Annotated in this window: 18 protein-coding genes; 10 read left to right on the top strand and 8 right to left on the bottom strand. The window is 69.6% G+C overall.

Going from position 1 to position 17141, the window contains the following annotated elements; translation table 11 throughout:
• Nucleotides 1-20: 20 nt before the first annotated feature.
• Both LVB77_RS00335 and LVB77_RS00340 read left to right on the top strand, forming a co-directional pair.
• Nucleotides 21-1484, top strand: a complete 1464-nt coding sequence (locus LVB77_RS00335; protein ID WP_232908246.1) for a porin — start codon at nucleotides 21-23, stop codon at nucleotides 1482-1484.
• 62 nt (nucleotides 1485-1546) lie between these two features.
• On the top strand, nucleotides 1547-2551 hold the full coding sequence (locus LVB77_RS00340) for a sulfate ABC transporter substrate-binding protein (RefSeq protein WP_232908247.1): 1005 nt from the start codon (nucleotides 1547-1549) through the stop codon (nucleotides 2549-2551).
• Nucleotides 2552-2746: 195 nt separating this feature from the next.
• Here LVB77_RS00340 and LVB77_RS00345 read toward each other — a convergent pair whose 3' ends face one another.
• A complete protein-coding gene (locus LVB77_RS00345; RefSeq protein WP_232908248.1) occupies nucleotides 2747-2929 on the bottom strand; it encodes a hypothetical protein in 183 nt (60 codons plus the stop codon).
• On the opposite strand from LVB77_RS00345, the gene cysT reads away from it, so the two are divergent.
• The 4 genes from cysT to hemB all read left to right on the top strand — a co-directional run bounded on the left by cysT (nucleotide 2928) and on the right by hemB (nucleotide 7145).
• Nucleotides 2928-3800 carry a sulfate ABC transporter permease subunit CysT gene (gene cysT / locus LVB77_RS00350; protein ID WP_232908249.1) on the top strand — a complete coding sequence of 291 codons (873 nt, stop codon included), beginning with the start codon at nucleotides 2928-2930 and terminating at the stop codon, nucleotides 3798-3800. The two genes, LVB77_RS00345 and cysT, sit on opposite strands and share 2 nt — an antisense overlap.
• The gene (gene cysW, locus LVB77_RS00355; RefSeq protein ID WP_232908250.1) at nucleotides 3790-4656 is read left to right on the top strand and encodes a sulfate ABC transporter permease subunit CysW; all 867 of its coding nucleotides are present in this window, start codon (nucleotides 3790-3792) and stop codon (nucleotides 4654-4656) included. The genes cysT and cysW overlap by 11 nt, the downstream gene beginning before the upstream one ends.
• A gap of 148 nt (nucleotides 4657-4804) precedes the next feature.
• The gene (locus tag LVB77_RS00360; RefSeq protein WP_343226241.1) at nucleotides 4805-5848 is read left to right on the top strand and encodes a sulfate/molybdate ABC transporter ATP-binding protein; all 1044 of its coding nucleotides are present in this window, start codon (nucleotides 4805-4807) and stop codon (nucleotides 5846-5848) included.
• Nucleotides 5849-6152: 304 nt separating this feature from the next.
• Nucleotides 6153-7145 (top strand): porphobilinogen synthase, encoded by a 993-nt coding sequence (gene hemB, locus LVB77_RS00365; RefSeq protein ID WP_232908251.1) that lies wholly within the window; start codon nucleotides 6153-6155, stop codon nucleotides 7143-7145.
• An 84-nt stretch (nucleotides 7146-7229) separates the two neighbouring features.
• On the opposite strand, the gene LVB77_RS00370 is transcribed toward hemB, so the two are convergent.
• Nucleotides 7230-7538, bottom strand: coding sequence for a hypothetical protein (locus tag LVB77_RS00370; protein WP_232908252.1), 309 nt, complete (start codon nucleotides 7536-7538; stop codon nucleotides 7230-7232).
• A gap of 382 nt (nucleotides 7539-7920) precedes the next feature.
• Nucleotides 7921-8826, bottom strand: coding sequence for a TolB-like protein (locus LVB77_RS00375; RefSeq protein WP_232908253.1), 906 nt, complete (start codon nucleotides 8824-8826; stop codon nucleotides 7921-7923).
• Between the two features lie 50 nt (nucleotides 8827-8876).
• Between LVB77_RS00375 and aroE the strand changes: the two genes are divergently transcribed.
• From aroE to LVB77_RS00395, 4 genes are all read left to right on the top strand, one after another.
• Nucleotides 8877-9722 carry a shikimate dehydrogenase gene (gene aroE, locus LVB77_RS00380; RefSeq protein WP_232908254.1) on the top strand — a complete coding sequence of 282 codons (846 nt, stop codon included), beginning with the start codon at nucleotides 8877-8879 and terminating at the stop codon, nucleotides 9720-9722.
• A 70-nt stretch (nucleotides 9723-9792) separates the two neighbouring features.
• Complete coding sequence (locus LVB77_RS00385) at nucleotides 9793-10137, top strand: hypothetical protein (protein WP_232908255.1); 345 nt, start codon at nucleotides 9793-9795, stop codon at nucleotides 10135-10137.
• Between the two features lie 35 nt (nucleotides 10138-10172).
• On the top strand, nucleotides 10173-10520 hold the full coding sequence (locus tag LVB77_RS00390; protein WP_232908256.1) for a DUF952 domain-containing protein: 348 nt from the start codon (nucleotides 10173-10175) through the stop codon (nucleotides 10518-10520).
• Between the two features lie 8 nt (nucleotides 10521-10528).
• On the top strand, nucleotides 10529-10816 hold the full coding sequence (locus LVB77_RS00395) for a YkgJ family cysteine cluster protein (RefSeq protein WP_232908257.1): 288 nt from the start codon (nucleotides 10529-10531) through the stop codon (nucleotides 10814-10816).
• Between the two features lie 102 nt (nucleotides 10817-10918).
• On the opposite strand, the gene LVB77_RS00400 is transcribed toward LVB77_RS00395, so the two are convergent.
• Genes LVB77_RS00400 through LVB77_RS00420 form a run of 5 tightly spaced genes read right to left on the bottom strand, consistent with a single transcriptional unit; the run spans nucleotide 10919 to nucleotide 17130 of the window.
• A complete protein-coding gene (locus LVB77_RS00400) occupies nucleotides 10919-12223 on the bottom strand; it encodes a DUF58 domain-containing protein (protein WP_232908258.1) in 1305 nt (434 codons plus the stop codon).
• A gap of 41 nt (nucleotides 12224-12264) precedes the next feature.
• Nucleotides 12265-13257 (bottom strand): MoxR family ATPase, encoded by a 993-nt coding sequence (locus tag LVB77_RS00405; protein WP_232908259.1) that lies wholly within the window; start codon nucleotides 13255-13257, stop codon nucleotides 12265-12267.
• Nucleotides 13254-14402 carry a DUF4350 domain-containing protein gene (locus LVB77_RS00410; protein WP_232908260.1) on the bottom strand — a complete coding sequence of 383 codons (1149 nt, stop codon included), beginning with the start codon at nucleotides 14400-14402 and terminating at the stop codon, nucleotides 13254-13256. The genes LVB77_RS00405 and LVB77_RS00410 overlap by 4 nt, the downstream gene beginning before the upstream one ends.
• Entirely contained in the window at nucleotides 14399-16114 is a 1716-nt protein-coding gene (locus LVB77_RS00415; protein WP_232908261.1) for a DUF4129 domain-containing protein, read from the bottom strand. The genes LVB77_RS00410 and LVB77_RS00415 overlap by 4 nt, the downstream gene beginning before the upstream one ends.
• Nucleotides 16111-17130, bottom strand: coding sequence for a stage II sporulation protein M (locus LVB77_RS00420; protein WP_232910402.1), 1020 nt, complete (start codon nucleotides 17128-17130; stop codon nucleotides 16111-16113). Before LVB77_RS00420 ends, LVB77_RS00415 begins: the two co-directional genes overlap by 4 nt.
• Nucleotides 17131-17141: the final 11 nt, after the last annotated feature.

Below are 17141 nucleotides of genomic sequence, written 5' to 3' on the forward strand. Positions count from 1 at the left end.
CTTTCGTTAAGGACACCGCCATGCCCCATCGACATCGGCGACCCGCTACCGCGACCGCGTCCCCCGCCTGGCTGCTGGGCGCGCTGGGTTGCGCGCTGACCCTGCCCGCGCAGGCCCAGAACGCCAACCTCAGCGTCGAAGACCTGGCCCGCCGCCTGCAGGCGATCGAACAACGCCTGGGCACCGCGCCGTCCGGCAACGCCGACACCGCCGCCGTCGATCCGGCCGACCTGGACCAGCGTCTGCGCGTGATCGAGCGCAAGCTGGAACTGCAGGCCGAAACCGAAGCCGCGCGCATCGCCTCCACGCCCACCGTCACCCTCAGCGCCGCCAAGGGTCTGTCGGTGAAGTCGCCGCCGCCGGGCGATCTGGAGGTCAAGTTCCGCGGCCTGATCCAGGCCGACGGCCGTTTCTTCATCGACGATCAGCGCACGCCGCAGAACGACACCTTCCTGTTCCGTCGCGTCGAACCCACCATCGAAGGCACCTGGGGCTCGCTGTTCGCGTTCCGCCTGGGCGCGCAGTTGGCCGGCGACAGCGCCACCGTCAACGATGCCTACGTCGACGTGCGTTTCAGTCCGCGCGCGACCGTGCGCGTGGGCCGCTACAAGGTGCCGCTGGGCCTGGAACGCCTGCAGTCCAGCAGCGCCGGCGCCATGGTCGAAGGCGGCTTCGCCAGCGAACTGGCGCCGGTGCGCGACCTGGGCGTGCAACTGCAGGGCGAGTTCGCCGACGGCGCGGTCAGCTACGCGGTCGGCGCCTTCAACGGCGCGCCCGACGGCCGCGACGGCGCCACCACCAATCCCGACAACGAGTTCGATCTGATCGGCCGCGTGTTCGTGGAACCGTGGAAGAACAGCGGCGGCGCCCTGTCCGGTCTGGGCTTCGGCGTCGGCGCCAGCCAGGGCGACAAGCGCGGCAGCGGCAACAACTTCCTGCCGCGCTATCGCACGCCGGGCCAGGTGCAGTTCTTCAACTACCGCAGCACGGTGTTCGCCGACGGCGAGCACTCGCGCTGGTCGCCGCAGGCCTATTACTACCGCAACCGCCTGGGCCTGCTCGGCGAATACATCCGCTCGCGCCAGCAACTGCTGGTGCCGGCCAGCGGCGCACGCGACACGCTCGACCACCAGGCCTGGCAAGTCACCGCCGGCTGGGTGCTCACCGGCGAGGACGCCAGCTACAAGGGCGTGGTCAAACCCAGCCAGCCGTTCGCGCCCGGCGGCGCCGGTTGGGGCGCGCTGGAATTGGTCGCACGTTACGGCCGCCTCACGATCGACGACGCCGCGTTCCCGCGCTTCGCCGATCCTTCCGCGGTCGCGTCCGAGGCCAGCAGCTGGGGCCTGGGCCTGAACTGGTACCTCACCGGCAATTTCAAGCTGGTCGCCAACTACACCCAGACCGACTTCGAGGGCGGCGCGCCGGCCGGCGCCGACCGCGAAGACGAAAAGGCTTTCTTCACGCGGGCGCAATTCTCCTTCTGAGCATGCTCCGCATCGGCGCGCGACCGTACGGCGCGCGCTTCACGACGCAACGAGGTTCCCCCATGAAACTCCTGCTCTCCTCCATCGTCGTCGCGCTTTCGTTGGTGGCCGGCCCGGCCGCCGCCAAGGACGTCGAACTGCTCAACGTCTCCTACGATCCCACGCGCGAGTTCTACGCCGAGGTCAACACCGCCTTCGCCGCGCAGTGGAAGCAACAGACCGGCGAAACCTTGAAGATCCGCGCTTCGCACGGCGGTTCCGGCAAGCAGGCGCGCTCGGTGATCGACGGCCTGGAAGCCGACGTGGTCACCCTGGCGCTGGCCGCCGACATCGACGCCATCGCCAGCAACGGCAAGCTGCTGCCGGCGAACTGGCAGTCGCGCCTGCCGCACCAGAGCTCGCCCTACACCTCGACCATCGTGTTCCTGGTGCGCAAGGGCAATCCCAAGGGCGTGCGCGACTGGGGCGATCTGGTCAAGCCGGGCGTGGCGGTGATCACGCCCAATCCCAAGACCTCCGGCGGCGCGCGCTGGAACTACCTGGCCGCCTGGGCCTGGGCCTCGCAGCAGTACCGCGACGGCGGCAAGGTCGTCGACTACCTGACCCGCCTGTTCAAGAACGTGCCGGTGCTGGACACCGGCGCGCGCGGCGCCACCACCACCTTCGTCGAGCGCGGCATCGGCGACGTACTGCTGGCCTGGGAAAACGAAGCGCTGCTGACCCTGGACGAGCCCGGCAACCGCAGCAAGTACGAAATCGTCGTGCCCAGCCTGAGCATCAAAGCCGAACCGCCGGTGGCCTGGGTCGACAAGAACGTCGCCAAGCACGGTACGCGCAAGCAGGCCGAAGCCTACCTGCGCTTCCTGTACACGCCGCAGGGCCAGCGCCTGGCCGCCAAGCACCATTACCGCCCGGCCGAACCCGACAAGGTGCCGGCGGCGGAGCTGAGCCAGTTCGCGCAGGTCAAGCAGGTGACGATCGACAGCGCGTTCGGCGGTTGGAAGAAGGCGCAGGCCGAGCATTTCGCCGACGGCGGCTTCTTCGATCGGATTTATCAGCCGAAGTGAGGTGTTAGGCGTGAGGTGATTTTCTTCCGGCTACCCGGAAACAGAGGAATCTCCAACCTCCACCACATCTACACCACCGTCATTCCCGCGAAGGCGGGAATCCAGTGACCGGGACGTCAGGAAGCCACGGCGTGTACGAACGAAGCCAGAAACCATTCTTCGAACCATCGCACCTGTCCGACCTCCGGCCTGAAGTCACTGGATTCCCGCCTTCGCGGGAATGACGAGCAAAAGCAAGACGAGCCAGAACAGAACGAGCCGAAGCAAAACGAGCACAAGCAACGCGAGCACAAGCAACACGAGCACAAGCGACCCAACGGCAACCGCCACTGCACCCATCGATCGAACAACAACGAGCACGACGACCAGCCCACCCATGAGCGCCGCCCTCACCCTCCCCCCGCACACCGCCGCACGCTGGCGCCGCCCCTTGCCGGGTTTGGGCATCAGCCTGGGGCTGGGCCTGGCGTGGCTGAGCCTGGTGGTGCTGCTGCCGCTGGCCGCGCTGACCGTACGCGCCGCCAACCTCGGCGTGGACGGCTGGCTGCGCGCCGTGCAGGACCCGCGCGTGCAGGCCGCGCTCAAGCTCAGCTTCGGCGCCGCGTTCGCCGCGTCGGTGCTGGCCTTGTTCGCCGGCGCGCTGATCGCCTGGGTGCTGGTGCGCTACCGCTTTCCGGGCCGGCGCCTGCTCGACGCGCTGGTCGATCTGCCGTTCGCGCTGCCGACCGCGGTGGCCGGCATCGCGCTGACCGCGATCTACTCCTCCAACGGCTGGGTCGGACGCTGGCTGGAACCGGCCGGATTCAAGATCGCCTACGCGCCGGCCGGCATCGTGATCGCGCTGGTGTTCATCGGCCTGCCGTTCGCGGTGCGCACGGTGCAACCGGTGCTGGAAGCGCTGGGCCGCGAGCAGGAAGAAGCCGCGGCCTCGCTGGGCGCCTCGCGCCTGACCACGCTGCGACGCGTGATTCTGCCCGAACTGCTGCCGGCGCTGCTGACCGGTTTCTCGCTCGCGTTCGCGCGCGGCCTGGGCGAGTACGGCTCGGTGATCTTCATCGCCGGCAACCTGCCCTACAAGACCGAGATCGCGCCGCTGCTGATCACGATCCGTCTGGAGGAGTACGACTACAACGGCGCGATCGCGATCGCCGCGCTGCTGCTGGCGGCGTCCTTCGTATGTCTGCTGGCGATCAACGCGATTCCGTCGCTGTTCGCGCACGAACGCCGGGAGCGCCGCCATGGCCGGTGAATCCGTCGCGCGCGAGCGCGACGATCTGCAAGAGCCCGCATGGCTGCGCTGGCTGCTGATCCTGTCGGCGGTGCTGGTGATGGCGCTGCTGGTGGTGATGCCGCTGCTGATGGTGCTGGGCGCGGCCTTCGCCAAGGGCGTCGGCGTGTGGTTCGCCGCGCTCAAGGAACCCGACGCGGTCGCGGCGCTGAAGCTGACCCTGTTCACCGCCGCGATCGTGATACCGCTCAATGCGGTGTTCGGCGTGCTCACCGCCTGGGCGGTCACCCGCTTCGAGTTCGCCGGCAAGCGCGTGCTGCTGGCGCTGATCGATCTGCCGTTCGCGGTCTCGCCGGTGGTGGCCGGCCTGTGCCTGGTGCTGCTGTTCGGCTCGCACGGCTGGTTCGCCGAGTTGCTGGCGCACTACGACATCAAGATCCTGTTCGCGCGCCCAGGCATCGTGCTGGCCACGTTGTTCATCACCTTCCCGTTCGTGGTCCGCGAATTGATTCCGTTGATGCAGCAGCAAGGCGCCGACGAGGAACTGGCCGCGCGCTCGCTGGGCGCCGGCGCCTGGACCATGTTCCGCCGCGTGACCCTGCCCAACATCAAATGGGGCCTGCTGTACGGCGTGCTGCTGTGCGGCGCGCGCGCGATGGGCGAGTTCGGCGCGGTGTCGGTGGTGTCCGGCCATATTCGCGGCCTGACCAACACCCTGCCGCTGCACATCGAGATCCTCTACAACGAATTCGACAGCACCGCGGCGTTCGCCGCGGCGTCGCTGCTGGCCGGCCTGGCCCTGGTCACCCTGGTCATCAAGTTCTGGCTGGAAGCGCGCCACGGCGACGCCCTGGCGCAATCACACAGGCGGCATTGAGATGAACCTCACCGATTCGAATCCGGCGACAGCGAACGATCCGGCGCCGTGGCGCGCCACCGACCCGGAAGCGGCCCCCGTGACCGACCTCGTACCGCCGGTCGCGGCCTTGGGTCATGATGGCCGCAAGACGGTTCAGGGCAAGGGCATGGACCTGCACATCCAAGCCATCGGCAAGCGTTACGCCAACGTCGCCGCGCTGGACGCGGTCGACCTGGACATCGCTTCGGGCGAATTGGTCGCGCTGCTGGGCCCGTCGGGCTCGGGCAAGACCACGCTATTGCGCGTGATCGCCGGCCTGCTGCATCCCGACAGCGGCCGGCTGTTGTTCGGCGACCAGGACGCGACCCGGCTGAGCCTGCGCGAACGCAACGTCGGTTTCGTGTTCCAGCATTACGCGCTGTTCAAGCACATGACGGTGGCCGAGAACATCGCCTTCGGCCTGCGCAGCCGGCCGCGCAAGCGCCGCCCGGACAAGGCCACGATCGCGCGCCGCGTGCAGGAGCTGCTGACGCTGATCCAGTTGCCGGAACTCGGCGCCCGCTATCCGGAGCAGTTGTCCGGCGGCCAGAAACAGCGCGTCGCGCTGGCGCGCGCGCTGGCGATCGATCCCACCGTGCTGCTGCTGGACGAACCGTTCGGCGCGCTCGACGCCAAGGTGCGCGTGGAGCTGCGGCGCTGGCTGCGGCGCCTGCACGAACAGACCGGCCAGACCACATTGTTCGTCACCCACGATCAGGAAGAAGCGCTGGAGCTGGCCGATCGGGTGGTGGTGCTGCGCGACGGCCGCATCGAACAGGTCGGCACGCCGGAGCAGATCTACCGCGAACCGGCGTCGGCGTATGTGTTCGATTTCATCGGCCGCGCCAACGTGCTGGAAGGGCGCGCAGCCGGCGCGCAGTTCGCGGCAGCCGGCCACGCCCTGCGCCTGCCCGCCGACGGCATCGGCGACGGCGCGGCGCGCTTATACGTGCGCCCGCACGACCTAGCCCTCGTTGCGGACGGCGACGGCCTGCCCGCGCGCGTGGTCGCCGTGCATCGCCTGGCCGACCGCATCACCGTGGAGCTGCAGGTCGAGGGCCAGCCGCGCACGCTGGAGCTGGACCTGGTGGCAACGCCGGAAGCGGCGGTGCCGGCGATCGGCGCCACGGTCGGGGTGAAGCCGCTGCGGTATCGGGTGTATCCGGTTTGATTTGTGGCGCCGCTGCTTTCCATGTCGCCTCAGACGGACGCGGCGAACTAAGACTGCGTGCTGACCCTGTCTTCGAAGCAAGCGCTTGGAGCGAGGCCCCTGACGCTCCCTTCCCCCTCGGGAGAAGGCGGCCCGCAGGGCCGGATGAGGGTCCGGATTGAGGTTCGAGTTCCACGCTCGCGCCGGACCTTCTCCCCAACCCCTCTCCCCGCGGGAGAGGGGCTATGCGCCCACCGCTATGACAAAACGTCCCACCTACAGCCCCAGCGCCCGGCCCACGCACAGCCGGGAGTAAACTAGCCCCATGAGCTATCCCTACACACGCCCGCGGCGGATGCGCCGCGACGAGTTTTCGCGCCGCCTGATGCGCGAGACGGTCCTCACCGCGAACGACCTGATCTATCCGGTGTTCGTGCACGAACTGAACGGCCGCGCCGCGGTCGGCTCGATGCCCGGCATCGAGCGGCTGTCGATCGACGAGTTGCTGCGCGTGGCCGAGCAGGCCAGCGAGCTGCGCGTGCCGGCATTGGCGCTGTTCCCGGTCACCGCGCCGGACGCCAAATCGCTGACCGCCGAGGACGCCTGGCGCGAAGACGGCCTGTGCCAGCGCGCGGTGCGCGCGCTCAAGCAGCACTTCCCGGAGCTGGGCGTGATCACCGATGTCGCCCTGGACCCGTACACCACCCACGGCCAGGACGGCCTGATCGACGACAGCGGCTACGTCATGAACGACGAAACCGTGGAAGCCTTGGTCAAGCAGGCGCTGTCGCACGCGGTCGCTGGCGCCGACGTGGTCGCGCCCAGCGACATGATGGACGGCCGCATCGGCCGCATCCGCGAGGCGCTGGAACTCGAAGGCCACATCCATACCCGCATCCTGGCCTACAGCGCCAAGTACGCGTCCAGTTTCTACGGCCCGTTCCGCGACGCCGTCGGCAGCGCCGGCGCGCTGGGCAAGGGCAACAAATACACGTACCAGATGGACCCGGCCAACAGCGACGAGGCCATGCGCGAGATCGCGCTCGACCTCGACGAAGGCGCCGACATGATCATGGTCAAACCTGGCATGCCCTACCTGGACATCGTGCGCCGCGCCAAGGACGAGTTCGGCGCGCCGACCTTCGTCTATCAGGTCAGCGGCGAGTACGCGATGCTGCGCGCGGCGATCCAGAACGGCTGGCTGGACGAGCGCGGCTGCGTGCTGGAGGCGCTGACCTCGATCAAGCGCGCCGGCGCCGACGGCGTGCTGACCTATTTCGCGCTGGACGCGGCGCGCTGGTTGCGCGAGGCGAAATAAGCGCGGCGTGGCGCGCGGTGCGCTGCGCTTGCCGCATCCTACGATGACGACCGCGAGGCTCGATGAGCCTCGCGGTCGCTTGCATCAGTAGGCGCGGAACGTACAGAACTTGGTGATGGTGGCGCCCGGACCGATATTGCTGATCTGGGCCTCGCAGCCTTCGCGCGTGGGCGCGCTGTAGTCTTGGAACATCAGGATGAAGCCGCCGGTTTTGCTGTCCCACTGCGTCCAGCTCACGGTGGCCTCCCACACGCCCTCGAGCTGGATCGGAGGGAGGTTGGGGTTGGTGGGCAGACGTGGGCCACCGACTTGGGTGGCGCTCAGCGGCGCGGCGACGGCGAGCAACAACAGCAAAATCAGCGCGGCGGTCTTGCGGGCTCGGGCAATACGCATAAGTAAATTCCTTTTACGCTACGGATGTAGCCCGCGCAGGTAAGCAAGCCGCGCGCCGCGCTGTCACGGCTTTTCGGACATCCGGCCCGTCGCCGCAGACCGACGGAATTCACCGAAAATTTATGAAAAAGGCCTGAAAAACAGGCCTCTATTGCAGCTGTGCGCAAACCTTATCGATAACATTCTGCGTATCGATTCTTGCAGAACCATGTGCGGCATGGTTTCTTGCCAAGCGGTGAATCGGCAATGAATCGAATCGCCGCACCGCATCAAAGCGCGGTCGCCGCGTCCATGACGCCCACGTCGATCCAAGCCTCGACCATCGCGTCCAGTTCGTCGCGATAGCCGCGCAGCAAGCGCAGCACGATCTTCTGCTCGGCGCTCACGGCGCGATGCAACCGCCCTGCCCCGTCGCCGCGGGCGCCTTCATCCGATAGATGTCCAGCTTGCCGGCCTTCGGCGCTTTCGCGCTGCCGGTGATCAGCAATTCGCCGGGTTTGTTCCAGTCGATCGCCGGGCCCAGGGTGTAGCCGTCCTCGCCGTTGAACGATAGCGACAGCGGCGCGGCGTCCGCGTACTTGGCGCCGTCGCACTGGGCCACGTAGAGCCGGATCGGGTCCTTATCGACATTCGCCGAACGCGCGAACACGATCGCGCGGCCGTCGCCCAGCCAGGCCGCGTCGAACTCGTCGGCGGCGGTGTTCACCCCGGCCACCGGCTTGGGATCGACATAGGCCTTGCCGTTCCAGCGCGCGACGAACAGATCGTGGCGACCCGCGCCGCCGAAGCTGTTGCTGGCGAACAGCAGATGGCGGCCGTCGCGGCTGGGCGTGGGCGCCCATTCGTCGCCGCGGCCGTTCACGCCCGCGCCCAGGCTCTGCGCAGGGCCATAACTCCCGTCGGCGAGCACCGGCGCGCGGTACAGATCGTCGCCGCCGCGTCCGCCGGGACGGTCGGAGAAGAAGTACAGCCAGCGGCCGTCGGCGCTGAAGGCCGGGGCGAACTCCTTGGCGCCGGTGTTTAGCGCCAGCGGCGCAGGCTCCTGCCAACGCCCCTGTTTCAGGCTGGCCTGCCACAGATCCCAGCCACCCGCGCCGCCGGGGCGGTCGGTGCTGCCCCAGACGATACGCCGCCCGTCGGGACTCACACTGGCGCGCACTTCCGCATGCGGGGTGGAGACCACGCCCATGCCCTCGATGCCGAACTCCGACAGAAAGCCCGCAGCGGGCATGGCCAGCAGCAAGGCTGAGAGTAGACTGAGACCGGACAAGGCCGTGGCGCGCCGCATAGTGCGTCTCCCTTGAATGTTCCCCATCAGCATCCCCAACGAGGCTGTCCATGTCCATTCCACGTTATGCGGTGATCGGCCACCCGGTGGCGCACTCGCTGTCGCCGCGGATCCACGCCGCGTTCGGACGGCAACTCGGCATCGCACTGGAGTACGTCGCCATCGACGCCGCGCCGGAGCAGTTCGACGCCTTGCTGGCCGAGTTCGCGGCCGAGGGCGGCCTGGGCGCCAACATCACGCTGCCGCACAAGACGCGCGCGGCCAGCATCTGCACGCACCTGAGCGAACGCGCGCGCCGCGCCGGCGCCGCCAACACCCTGATCCGCAGCGCCACCGGCTGGGAAGGCGACAACACCGACGGCGCCGGCCTGATACGCGACCTCACCGATCGCCACGGCCTGGACCTGCGCGAACGCCGCACCCTGCTGATCGGCGCCGGCGGCGCCGCGCGCGGCGTCGCGCCGGCGTTGCTGGATGCCGGCATCGGCGACCTCTACATCGTCAACCGCACGCCCGAACGCGCCGATGCGCTGGCCGATGCGTTGGGCCTGCCCGGCCGCGTGCATCCGCGCTACATGAAGGACATGGTCGCGCTGGGCACCTTCGACCTGATCGTCAACGCCACCTCGGCCGCGCGCGACGCGGAGTTGCCGGCGCTGCCGATGTCGCTGGCCAATCCGCGCACCGCCGCGGTCGATCTGAGCTACGGCGAGGTGGCGATCCCGTTCCTGGCCTGGGCCAAGGCGGCCAGCGCGCACGATCGCATCGACGGCCTGGGCATGCTGGTCGAACAGGCCGCCGAGAGCTTCGAACGCTGGCACCGCGTGCGCCCGGAGACCGACCCGGTCTACGCCGCGCTGCGCGAACGCGACGACGCCCTGGTCACCGCCGACTGATCCGCCGCGCGCAGAGAACGGCCGCAAGCTGCAGCCGCCCCTGCGTGTTGGCACCCACACTGAGACGAGAATGGAATCCGAAACCCTGCTGACCTCCTTGCTCGGCCCGGTTCTGTACGCGACCCCGCATCTATTGCTAAGCACGATCGGCCTGGTGCTGTGCCTGATGCGCCGACGCACGCTGGGTGCGGCCAGCATCTACGCTTGCGCGGGCTTCGCGCTGTTCATCCTCGGCTCCCTGTTCGGCCTGGGCGCGCACGTGTGGTTGATATGGATGAGCCAGAACGGCGAGGCCACATCGTCGCTGACGCTGGTCATGAGCGTGTTCAGCGGTGTCGCGACCGTGCTGCATGCGATCGCGATGGGCCTGGTGATCGCCGCGATCCTGATACGGCGACCGGCGCAAACGGCATAAGCCAGAATGCGTGCGCGCGAGCGCACTGCGCCGTCATGCCGACCGAATCCGCCAGTAGCGACGCCATGCAAGCCGACACCGTCTACCACTTCGCCGATCCCGCCGACTGGGCGCGCGCGCAGCGCGATGGCGAGTACCGCAACGCGGGCCTGCAGCGTGAAGGCTTCCTGCATTGCGCAACGCAGGCGCAACTGGCGGACGTGATCGAACGGCACCAGCGCGGCCGCGGCGAATTGATCCTGTTGCACCTGGACGCCGCTGCGCTGGGCGATGTCTTGCGCTACGACCCCAGCCCACGCAGCGGCCAGGCCTACCCGCACGTCTACGGGCCGATACCGCTGAGCGCGGTGCGCACGGCCGTAGCCTTTCAGGCGCCGGACTGAGCACGCGCATGCACTGCCGCGAACACTGCGGGGCCTGCTGCACCGCGCCCTCGATCGCCTCACCGATTCCGGGCATGCCGTACGGCAAACCCGCGGGCATGCCCTGCGTGCAGCTGGACGACCAACTGCGCTGCCGCTTGTTCGGCCGGCCCGAGCGCCCGGCGTTCTGCGGCTCGTTGCAGCCGTCGGCGGACATGTGCGGCGCCGATCGCGATGAGGCGATGGCGCTGCTGTCGGCGCTGGAAATCGCCACGCGTCCCGATGCGGCCTCGCCGCCGCCTGTGGGAGCGACCTAAGTCGCGTTTGCCGCGCTCAGCGGTCGATCCGCGCCTGCTGGAAAGCCATCGCGGCTTCGGCCGCTCCCACCGAAGGCCGCTGCGCGATGCCGCAGGCCAGGCTTACAGCAAGCCGTCGCGCTTCACCGCCAGGTATTTCTCCACCAGCGAGGCGGCCAGTTGGTCGCAGGACACGTCCAGCACCATCACGCCGTGGTGGCGCAGCGCGTCGTGGGCGGCGGTGCGCTGCTCCAGGTACTGCGCGGTGGCGCCGGCGCGGACCGCGTCGCGCAGGTCGTGCACCTCGTCGGCCAGCGCGGCGTCCAGCGAGTCCTCGCGCAGCGAGGCCACGCAGACCAGATGGCGCTTGCGCAGCATCTGCACCGCGGCCAGCACGTCGTCCATGTCCTCGTCGCGCAGGTTGGTGACCAGCATCACCAGCGAACGCCGGCGCTGGCGCAGCGACAGCTCGGTGGCGGCGGCGAGGAAATCGGTGGCGACCGGCTGCGGCTGCAAGGCGTAGCTGGCGCGCAGCAGGCTGTCGATCGCGCCCACGCCGCGGCGCGGCGGCACCCAGGCCGAAGCGCCGCCGCTGGCGAGCAGGCCGACCGCGTCGCCCTGGCGCAGGGCCAGGTAGGCCACGACCAGCGCCGCGTCGAGCACGCGGTCGAAGTGCGAGAGCGCGCCGTCGCGCGCGAGCAGACGACGGCCGGTGTCCAGCATCAGTACCAGCTGCTGATTGCGCTCGTCCTGGTACTCGCGCGAGATCAGGCGGCGCGCGCGCGCGGTCGCCTTCCAGTCGATCTGGCGCAGGCTGTCGCCGACGCGGTACTCGCGCATCTGGTGGAAGTCGGTGCCTTCGCCGCGACGGCGCTTGAGGTGCGCGCCGACCAGGCGCGAGGCCTGTTCGGCACTGAACATGGCGAACTTGGCCAGCGGCGCGAAGTTCGGGAATACCCGCACCGGCTGCACCGCGCCGGCCACGCGCGACTGCCACCACAAACGCCACGGCGAATGCAGGCGCAGTTGCACGCCGTCGAAGGCGAAGTCGCCGCGCTCGTCGGCGCGCAGCCGGTAATCGATGCTGCTGGTTTCGCCGCGTCGCAAGGCCAGACGGCGCGGCAGGCCCTGCATCGTCCAGCCGCCCGGATACAGATCGAACACGTCCAGCGCCTGCCGGCGCGCATCGGCGTCCAGGCTCAGGCTGACCTCGCGCTCCAGGCCGATCGGCCAGGTGTCGGGCATGCTGCGCCGCACGCGCGGCGTCGCCGCGCGGTGCACCCGCCAGGCGTCGACCGCGGCGATCGCGGCCAGCGCGGCGCCGGCGATCCACCACCATCGCGCCGGCACCCATCCGATGCTGGCCACCAGGCCGAACGCGCCCCACAGCACCAGCAAGGCCAGCAGCGCCGGCGCCGGTCGCGGCACGGTGCGCTCCGATCGCGCGACGGCGGGTGTCGCGACAGCGCTCATTGACGCGGCGCTTCGACCTTGGCCAGCAGCGCGTGCAACACGTCGTCGGGCGACTGGCCTTCGATCTGCATTTCCGGCGCCAGCGCGATGCGATGGCGCAAGGCCGGCTTGGCGATTTCGCGGACGTCGTCGGGGGTGACGAAATCGCGGCCCGACAGCACCGCCTGCGCGCGCGAGGCGCGCACCAGCGCCAGGCTGCCGCGCGGACCGGCGCCCAGCGCGATGCCCGGCCATTCGCGCGTGGCCGCGGCGATGCGCACCGCGTAATCGATGACCGCATCGTCGACCGTGACCAGGGCGGTGCCGTGCTGCATGGCCACGATCTCCTCCGGGCCCAGCACGCGCTGCACCTGCGACAGGTCGAAGTCCGAGGCGCTGCGGCCCTGACTGACCGCGCTGACCATGCGCTTCTCGTCGGCGCGGCTGGGGTAGCCGATCAGCACCTTGAGCAAGAAGCGGTCCAGTTGCGCTTCCGGCAGCGGGTACGTGCCCTCCTGCTCGACCGGGTTCTGCGTGGCCAGGGTCAGGAACGGCGGCGCCAGCTCGAAGCTGTGGCCTTCGATGGTGACCTGCAGTTCCTGCATCGCCTCCAGCAGCGCCGACTGGGTCTTGGCCGGCGCGCGATTGATTTCGTCGGCCAGCAGCAGGTTGGTGAACACCGGGCCGCGGCGGATGTTGAAGCTTTCGGTCTTGGGGTCGTAGACCGCGTGGCCGCTGATGTCGCTGGGCATCAGGTCGGGGGTGAACTGCACGCGCGCATAGCCGCAGTCCAGGGCCTTGGACAGCGCGCGCACCAGCAGGGTCTTGCCCAGGCCGGGCACGCCCTCGATCAGGGCGTGGCCGCCGGCGAGCAGCGCGATCAGGATCTGGTCCAGCGCGGCGTCCTGGCCGATGAAGGCCTTGCCGACCTCGTCGCGCACGGCGGCGGCGCGTTGCGCCAGTTCGGTACCGGTGATCGGTGCGGGCACGTTCGCGGGCGTGGTGGTCATAGGGAGTTTCTCAGTCGGATCAAAGTGGCGATGCGGGAACGGAACGCGGCGTGATCGCGCGCGACCGGCGTGGCCAGCGCCTCGCGGATCTCCGCGGGCGACAGCTTGAATCGTTCGGCCAACAGCGCCGCCTGCGGCTCGCCGTCGAGCGCGGCGGCCTGCGGATCGCGGCGGCGCAGGCGGTACAGGAAGGCGTTTCGCACGGCGGCATGCAGCAGATGGCCGTAGCCGTAGCGGTAGGCGTGCTCGCCGCTGGCGAAGACGTGTTCGAGCAGCGAACGGCGCTCGCTGACCGGCGACGGCAGCTGTGGGCCGAAGCGCTGCGCGCGCCGCCACAGCCATAGCAGCAGCGCCAGCAGCAGCGGCCCCCAGGCCATCCAACTGCGCAGCAGCAGGGTCATCCACAGCGAGGGCATGTCCGCCGCGTAGATCAGATGCACGGTGCCGGCGCGGTAGTTCGGCGCCAGCAGCTGACGCAGCAAGGCGATATGCGGCACGTCCTTGATCGCCTCGGCGCGCTCCTTGCCGGCGGCGTTGGCCGCAAAATCCAGATCGGCCACCACGTCGACGCTGCCGCGCCCCTGCGGCAGGCGCGCGAACACGTAGCCGCTGTCGTCCTCGCCCCAGGCGCGCAGCGGCGTGGCCGCGCGCTCCATCAGCAGGAACCGTCGGCCCTGACAGAACTCGACATGCGAATCCTGGCGCTCGACGTACATCGCCACGCAATCGGATTCGCGCTGCGGGAAGAATTTCACCCCAAGCTCGTGCAGCAACGGTATCGGCGTGGCCGCGCTGAGTTCGCCCGGCGGCGGCGTGCGCACGATCAGGTGCCCGCCGCCGTGCACCCAGGCCAGCAGGCGTTCGGCGTCGGCACCCGACAGCTGGCGCGGATCGCGCAGCAGCAGCACGGTGTCGCGCGCGCCCAGCGGATAGCGGTCGGCTTGCAGGCGCTGGCGCGAGAGCGCCTTCACGCCGTCCTTCTTCAAGGCCAGCTTGAGCACGTACAGCGGATTGCTGGCCGCCTCGCCGCTGCGCGGCAGGTCGATCCATTCCTCGACCCGCTCGTGCGTGCGCCACCACCAGTAGCCCAAGCCCGCCAGCAGCAGGACCACCAGCGCGGTGGCCAATCCGGTGCGCAGGTTCATGCGGCCCACCCGAAGCGTTGGCTGAGGGTGCGCAGCAGGGCGTCGAATTCGTCGATGGCCGGCAGACGCTGCGCGTAGGCGGCGTACTGCCACACGCGCACGGTGCCGGCGAAGGCTTCGCGGTCCTCGGCCAGCGGCATCTTGCGCGAGGCGCGCAGGCACTCGGCCTCGGTCGCGCCCGGCACCAGCACCACCTGCGCGCGCTCGACCATGGCTTCCACGCTGGCGCGGTACAGCAGGGCCAGCGCGTCGCGCTGGCGGCCGGCCTGCCACAGGCGGCGCGCGGCGCTGGGAATGTCGTCGGGCAGCGGCTCGGGTTCGATGACCACGCTGGTGCGGACCTGTTCGGGCTCGACCTGTTCGGCGCGCACGCTGTCGCGCAGCCAACGCAGCCAGCGCGGCGAAGTGAGGATGATCGCCAGCGCCAGCGCGCCGACCAGCACCCACAGGCCGTACTTGCCGATCAAGGCGATGATCGCGCCCAGCCCTTCCAGCGCCGGTGCGTTCTTGGGCGTCTTGGGCGGGTCGGGATTGCGCGGTTTCCAGGACGAGACCTTGCGCCGCGGCGCGACGGTCGGATCCTTGTAGGCCTGTTCGACCGCCTTGCGCAGGCCGGCGTCGTCCGCGCGCGCGTCGCCGAAGACCTCGTCCAGCGTCGGCGGCACCTTCGCTTCGCGCGCGGCGATGGCCTTCTGCACGGCCTTCTCGTCGTCCTCGTCGACGTCGACATCGGCCGGCCCGATCGGCTCGCGCAGCGGCGCGCCGATCGAGGGCGGCGCGTCCTCGTCCTCGACGAAGGTTTCCGATGCCGCCTCGTCCGTTGCGGCATCGTCGCTGGACGCCTCCGCGGCCGGCGCGATCATCGGCGCCGTCGGCGCGGCGTCCTGTGCCGATGCGTCCGGCAGCAGGCCCATGCCCATGCCCAGGCACAGCGCGAGCAGCAGCGGCGCGCTGGCCGCGCTCAGACGCGCGCGCAGGCGGCGGAACACGATCTCGATGTCCCAGCCTTCGATCTCGGTACGGCGGTTGAGATACAAGCCGAAGCCGGCGCCGACATAGAACGGCGCGATCGCGCAGGTCGCGGCCCAGGCCAGCGCGTTGCTGGCCAGTTGCGTCCAGCTCGCCTCCGCCAGCAGCGCCTGCCAGACCGTCTGTGCGGAATCGGACAGGTACTCGTTGGGAATGAAGATCGCCGCGCCCGTCGCCAGGCCCACGTACAGCGCGCCCTCGAAATGGAAGCAGACCAGGGTCAGCAGCGCGGCCACGCCGTACACCGGCGCGCCCAATGCGTTGCGGCGCTGGCGCGCCTCGGCGCCGCGCCCGCCCTCGAGAAAATCCACCGGCATGTACAGCGAACGCGCCGGACTGAGCCGGCGCCAGGTCAGGTACGACCAGCCCCAGCGCAGGCCCCAACTCAGTTGCGCGCGCAAAGTCTGGCGGGTGCCCGGCACGTCGCCGAACACCGCCCGCGACAGCACGTACAAGGGTATGCGGTCGAATACCGGCTTCAGCCACCACATCAGCAGCGTCGCCAGCCACAGCTTGTCCAGCGCCCAGGCCGCGGCGTTGAGCGCGACGAACAGCGGCAGGGTCAGCAGCAGATAGGACTTCCAGATCGCAGCGGCATGGCGGCGCGCCAGGGCGCTGCCCAGCTCCACCGCTTCCCAGGCCGTGCGCGGGCGCAACGCGACGGTGAGCGACTCGATCTTCATGACTCGATCCGGTCCTCGATCGCCACGTCCTGGTTGCGTCCGCCCAGGTACAGCCAGCCGCCGACCAGCAGCCACAGCAGCGCGCCCACGCCGTACTTGATCGCCGCCGGTATGGTCGGGATCGACGACCAGAACGCTTCCACGAACGCGGCGAACACCAGCATCGCCAGCACGCCGACGCAGATCTTGGCGCCGCGTATGCCGCCTTCGATCAAGGCGTCGATGCGCCGCCGCCGTCCCGGCGCGACCAGGTTCAGGCCCAGGCGCAGGCCGGCGCCGCCGGCGATCCAGATCGCGTTGAGTTCCGGCGCCGAGTGTCCGGCGACGAAGCGCCAGAACGGATCGCCGTGGCCGACCGCCTGCAGATGCCCGGCCACGCCGCCGATGATCACGCCGTTGCTGATCAGCACCACGATCGAGCCCAGCCCGAACAGGAAGCCGCTGGCGAAGGTGCGGAAGCCGATGCTGACGTTGTTGAGGATGTAATAGCCGAACATCGCCACGTCGGTCTCGGCGCCGCGGCCGAGCTTCTGCAGCGGACTGTTGGGGTCGTACATGTGCTCGAACTCGGCCAGCTGTTCCGGTGGGAACAGCGCGCTGGCCAGGTCGGGCTGGATCTGGATGGCGACGAACATCGTGACCAGCGGCACCCAGAACAGCGCCGCGGCCGCGGCCATGCAGCCGCGCTCGGCGCGCACCAGGCGCGGGAAGCCGGCGAACAGGAACTCCAGCGCGCGCCGCCAGCGCGGACGCGGCGCGCGGTACAGCAGGCCGTGGCCGCGCTGCATCAGTGCCTGCAGGCGGTCGGTGACGGCGGCGCTGTAGCCGCGCCGGCGCGCCAACGCGAGCTGCTGGCACAGGCGGCGGTAACGCGCCGGCACTTCGTAGTCGGGCAGGCCCTGCCAGCTGCGACGTTCGGCGCGCGCGCGCTTGGCGCTGTCGCCGCGCGCGTCCAGCCAGGCTTCCAGCTCCTGCCACTCGGCCTGGTGGCGCTCGACGAAACGTTCCTGCTTGATCGCGGCGACCT

The organism is Lysobacter sp. 5GHs7-4 (genome assembly GCF_021284765.1).
Taxonomy (GTDB): domain Bacteria; phylum Pseudomonadota; class Gammaproteobacteria; order Xanthomonadales; family Xanthomonadaceae; genus Lysobacter.

Excerpts from the sequence above, each read along its gene's own strand:
- LVB77_RS00410 (WP_232908260.1), bottom strand. The coding sequence starts at position 14,402 with ATGAACCTGCGCACCGGATTGGCCACCGCGCTGGTGGTCCTGCTGCTG.
- aroE (WP_232908254.1), top strand. The coding sequence starts at position 8,877 with ATGTCCATTCCACGTTATGCGGTGATCGGCCACCCGGTGGCGCACTCG.
- LVB77_RS00340 (WP_232908247.1), top strand. The coding sequence starts at position 1,547 with ATGAAACTCCTGCTCTCCTCCATCGTCGTCGCGCTTTCGTTGGTGGCC.
- LVB77_RS00335 (WP_232908246.1), top strand. The coding sequence starts at position 21 with ATGCCCCATCGACATCGGCGACCCGCTACCGCGACCGCGTCCCCCGCC.
- LVB77_RS00405 (WP_232908259.1), bottom strand. The coding sequence starts at position 13,257 with ATGACCACCACGCCCGCGAACGTGCCCGCACCGATCACCGGTACCGAA.
- cysW (WP_232908250.1), top strand. The coding sequence starts at position 3,790 with ATGGCCGGTGAATCCGTCGCGCGCGAGCGCGACGATCTGCAAGAGCCC.
- hemB (WP_232908251.1), top strand. The coding sequence starts at position 6,153 with ATGAGCTATCCCTACACACGCCCGCGGCGGATGCGCCGCGACGAGTTT.
- LVB77_RS00390 (WP_232908256.1), top strand. The coding sequence starts at position 10,173 with ATGCCGACCGAATCCGCCAGTAGCGACGCCATGCAAGCCGACACCGTC.
- LVB77_RS00385 (WP_232908255.1), top strand. The coding sequence starts at position 9,793 with ATGGAATCCGAAACCCTGCTGACCTCCTTGCTCGGCCCGGTTCTGTAC.
- LVB77_RS00375 (WP_232908253.1), bottom strand. The coding sequence starts at position 8,826 with ATGCGGCGCGCCACGGCCTTGTCCGGTCTCAGTCTACTCTCAGCCTTG.
- LVB77_RS00360 (WP_343226241.1), top strand. The coding sequence starts at position 4,805 with ATGGACCTGCACATCCAAGCCATCGGCAAGCGTTACGCCAACGTCGCC.
- LVB77_RS00395 (WP_232908257.1), top strand. The coding sequence starts at position 10,529 with ATGCACTGCCGCGAACACTGCGGGGCCTGCTGCACCGCGCCCTCGATC.
- LVB77_RS00370 (WP_232908252.1), bottom strand. The coding sequence starts at position 7,538 with ATGCGTATTGCCCGAGCCCGCAAGACCGCCGCGCTGATTTTGCTGTTG.
- cysT (WP_232908249.1), top strand. The coding sequence starts at position 2,928 with ATGAGCGCCGCCCTCACCCTCCCCCCGCACACCGCCGCACGCTGGCGC.
- LVB77_RS00345 (WP_232908248.1), bottom strand. The coding sequence starts at position 2,929 with ATGGGTGGGCTGGTCGTCGTGCTCGTTGTTGTTCGATCGATGGGTGCA.
- LVB77_RS00415 (WP_232908261.1), bottom strand. The coding sequence starts at position 16,114 with ATGAAGATCGAGTCGCTCACCGTCGCGTTGCGCCCGCGCACGGCCTGG.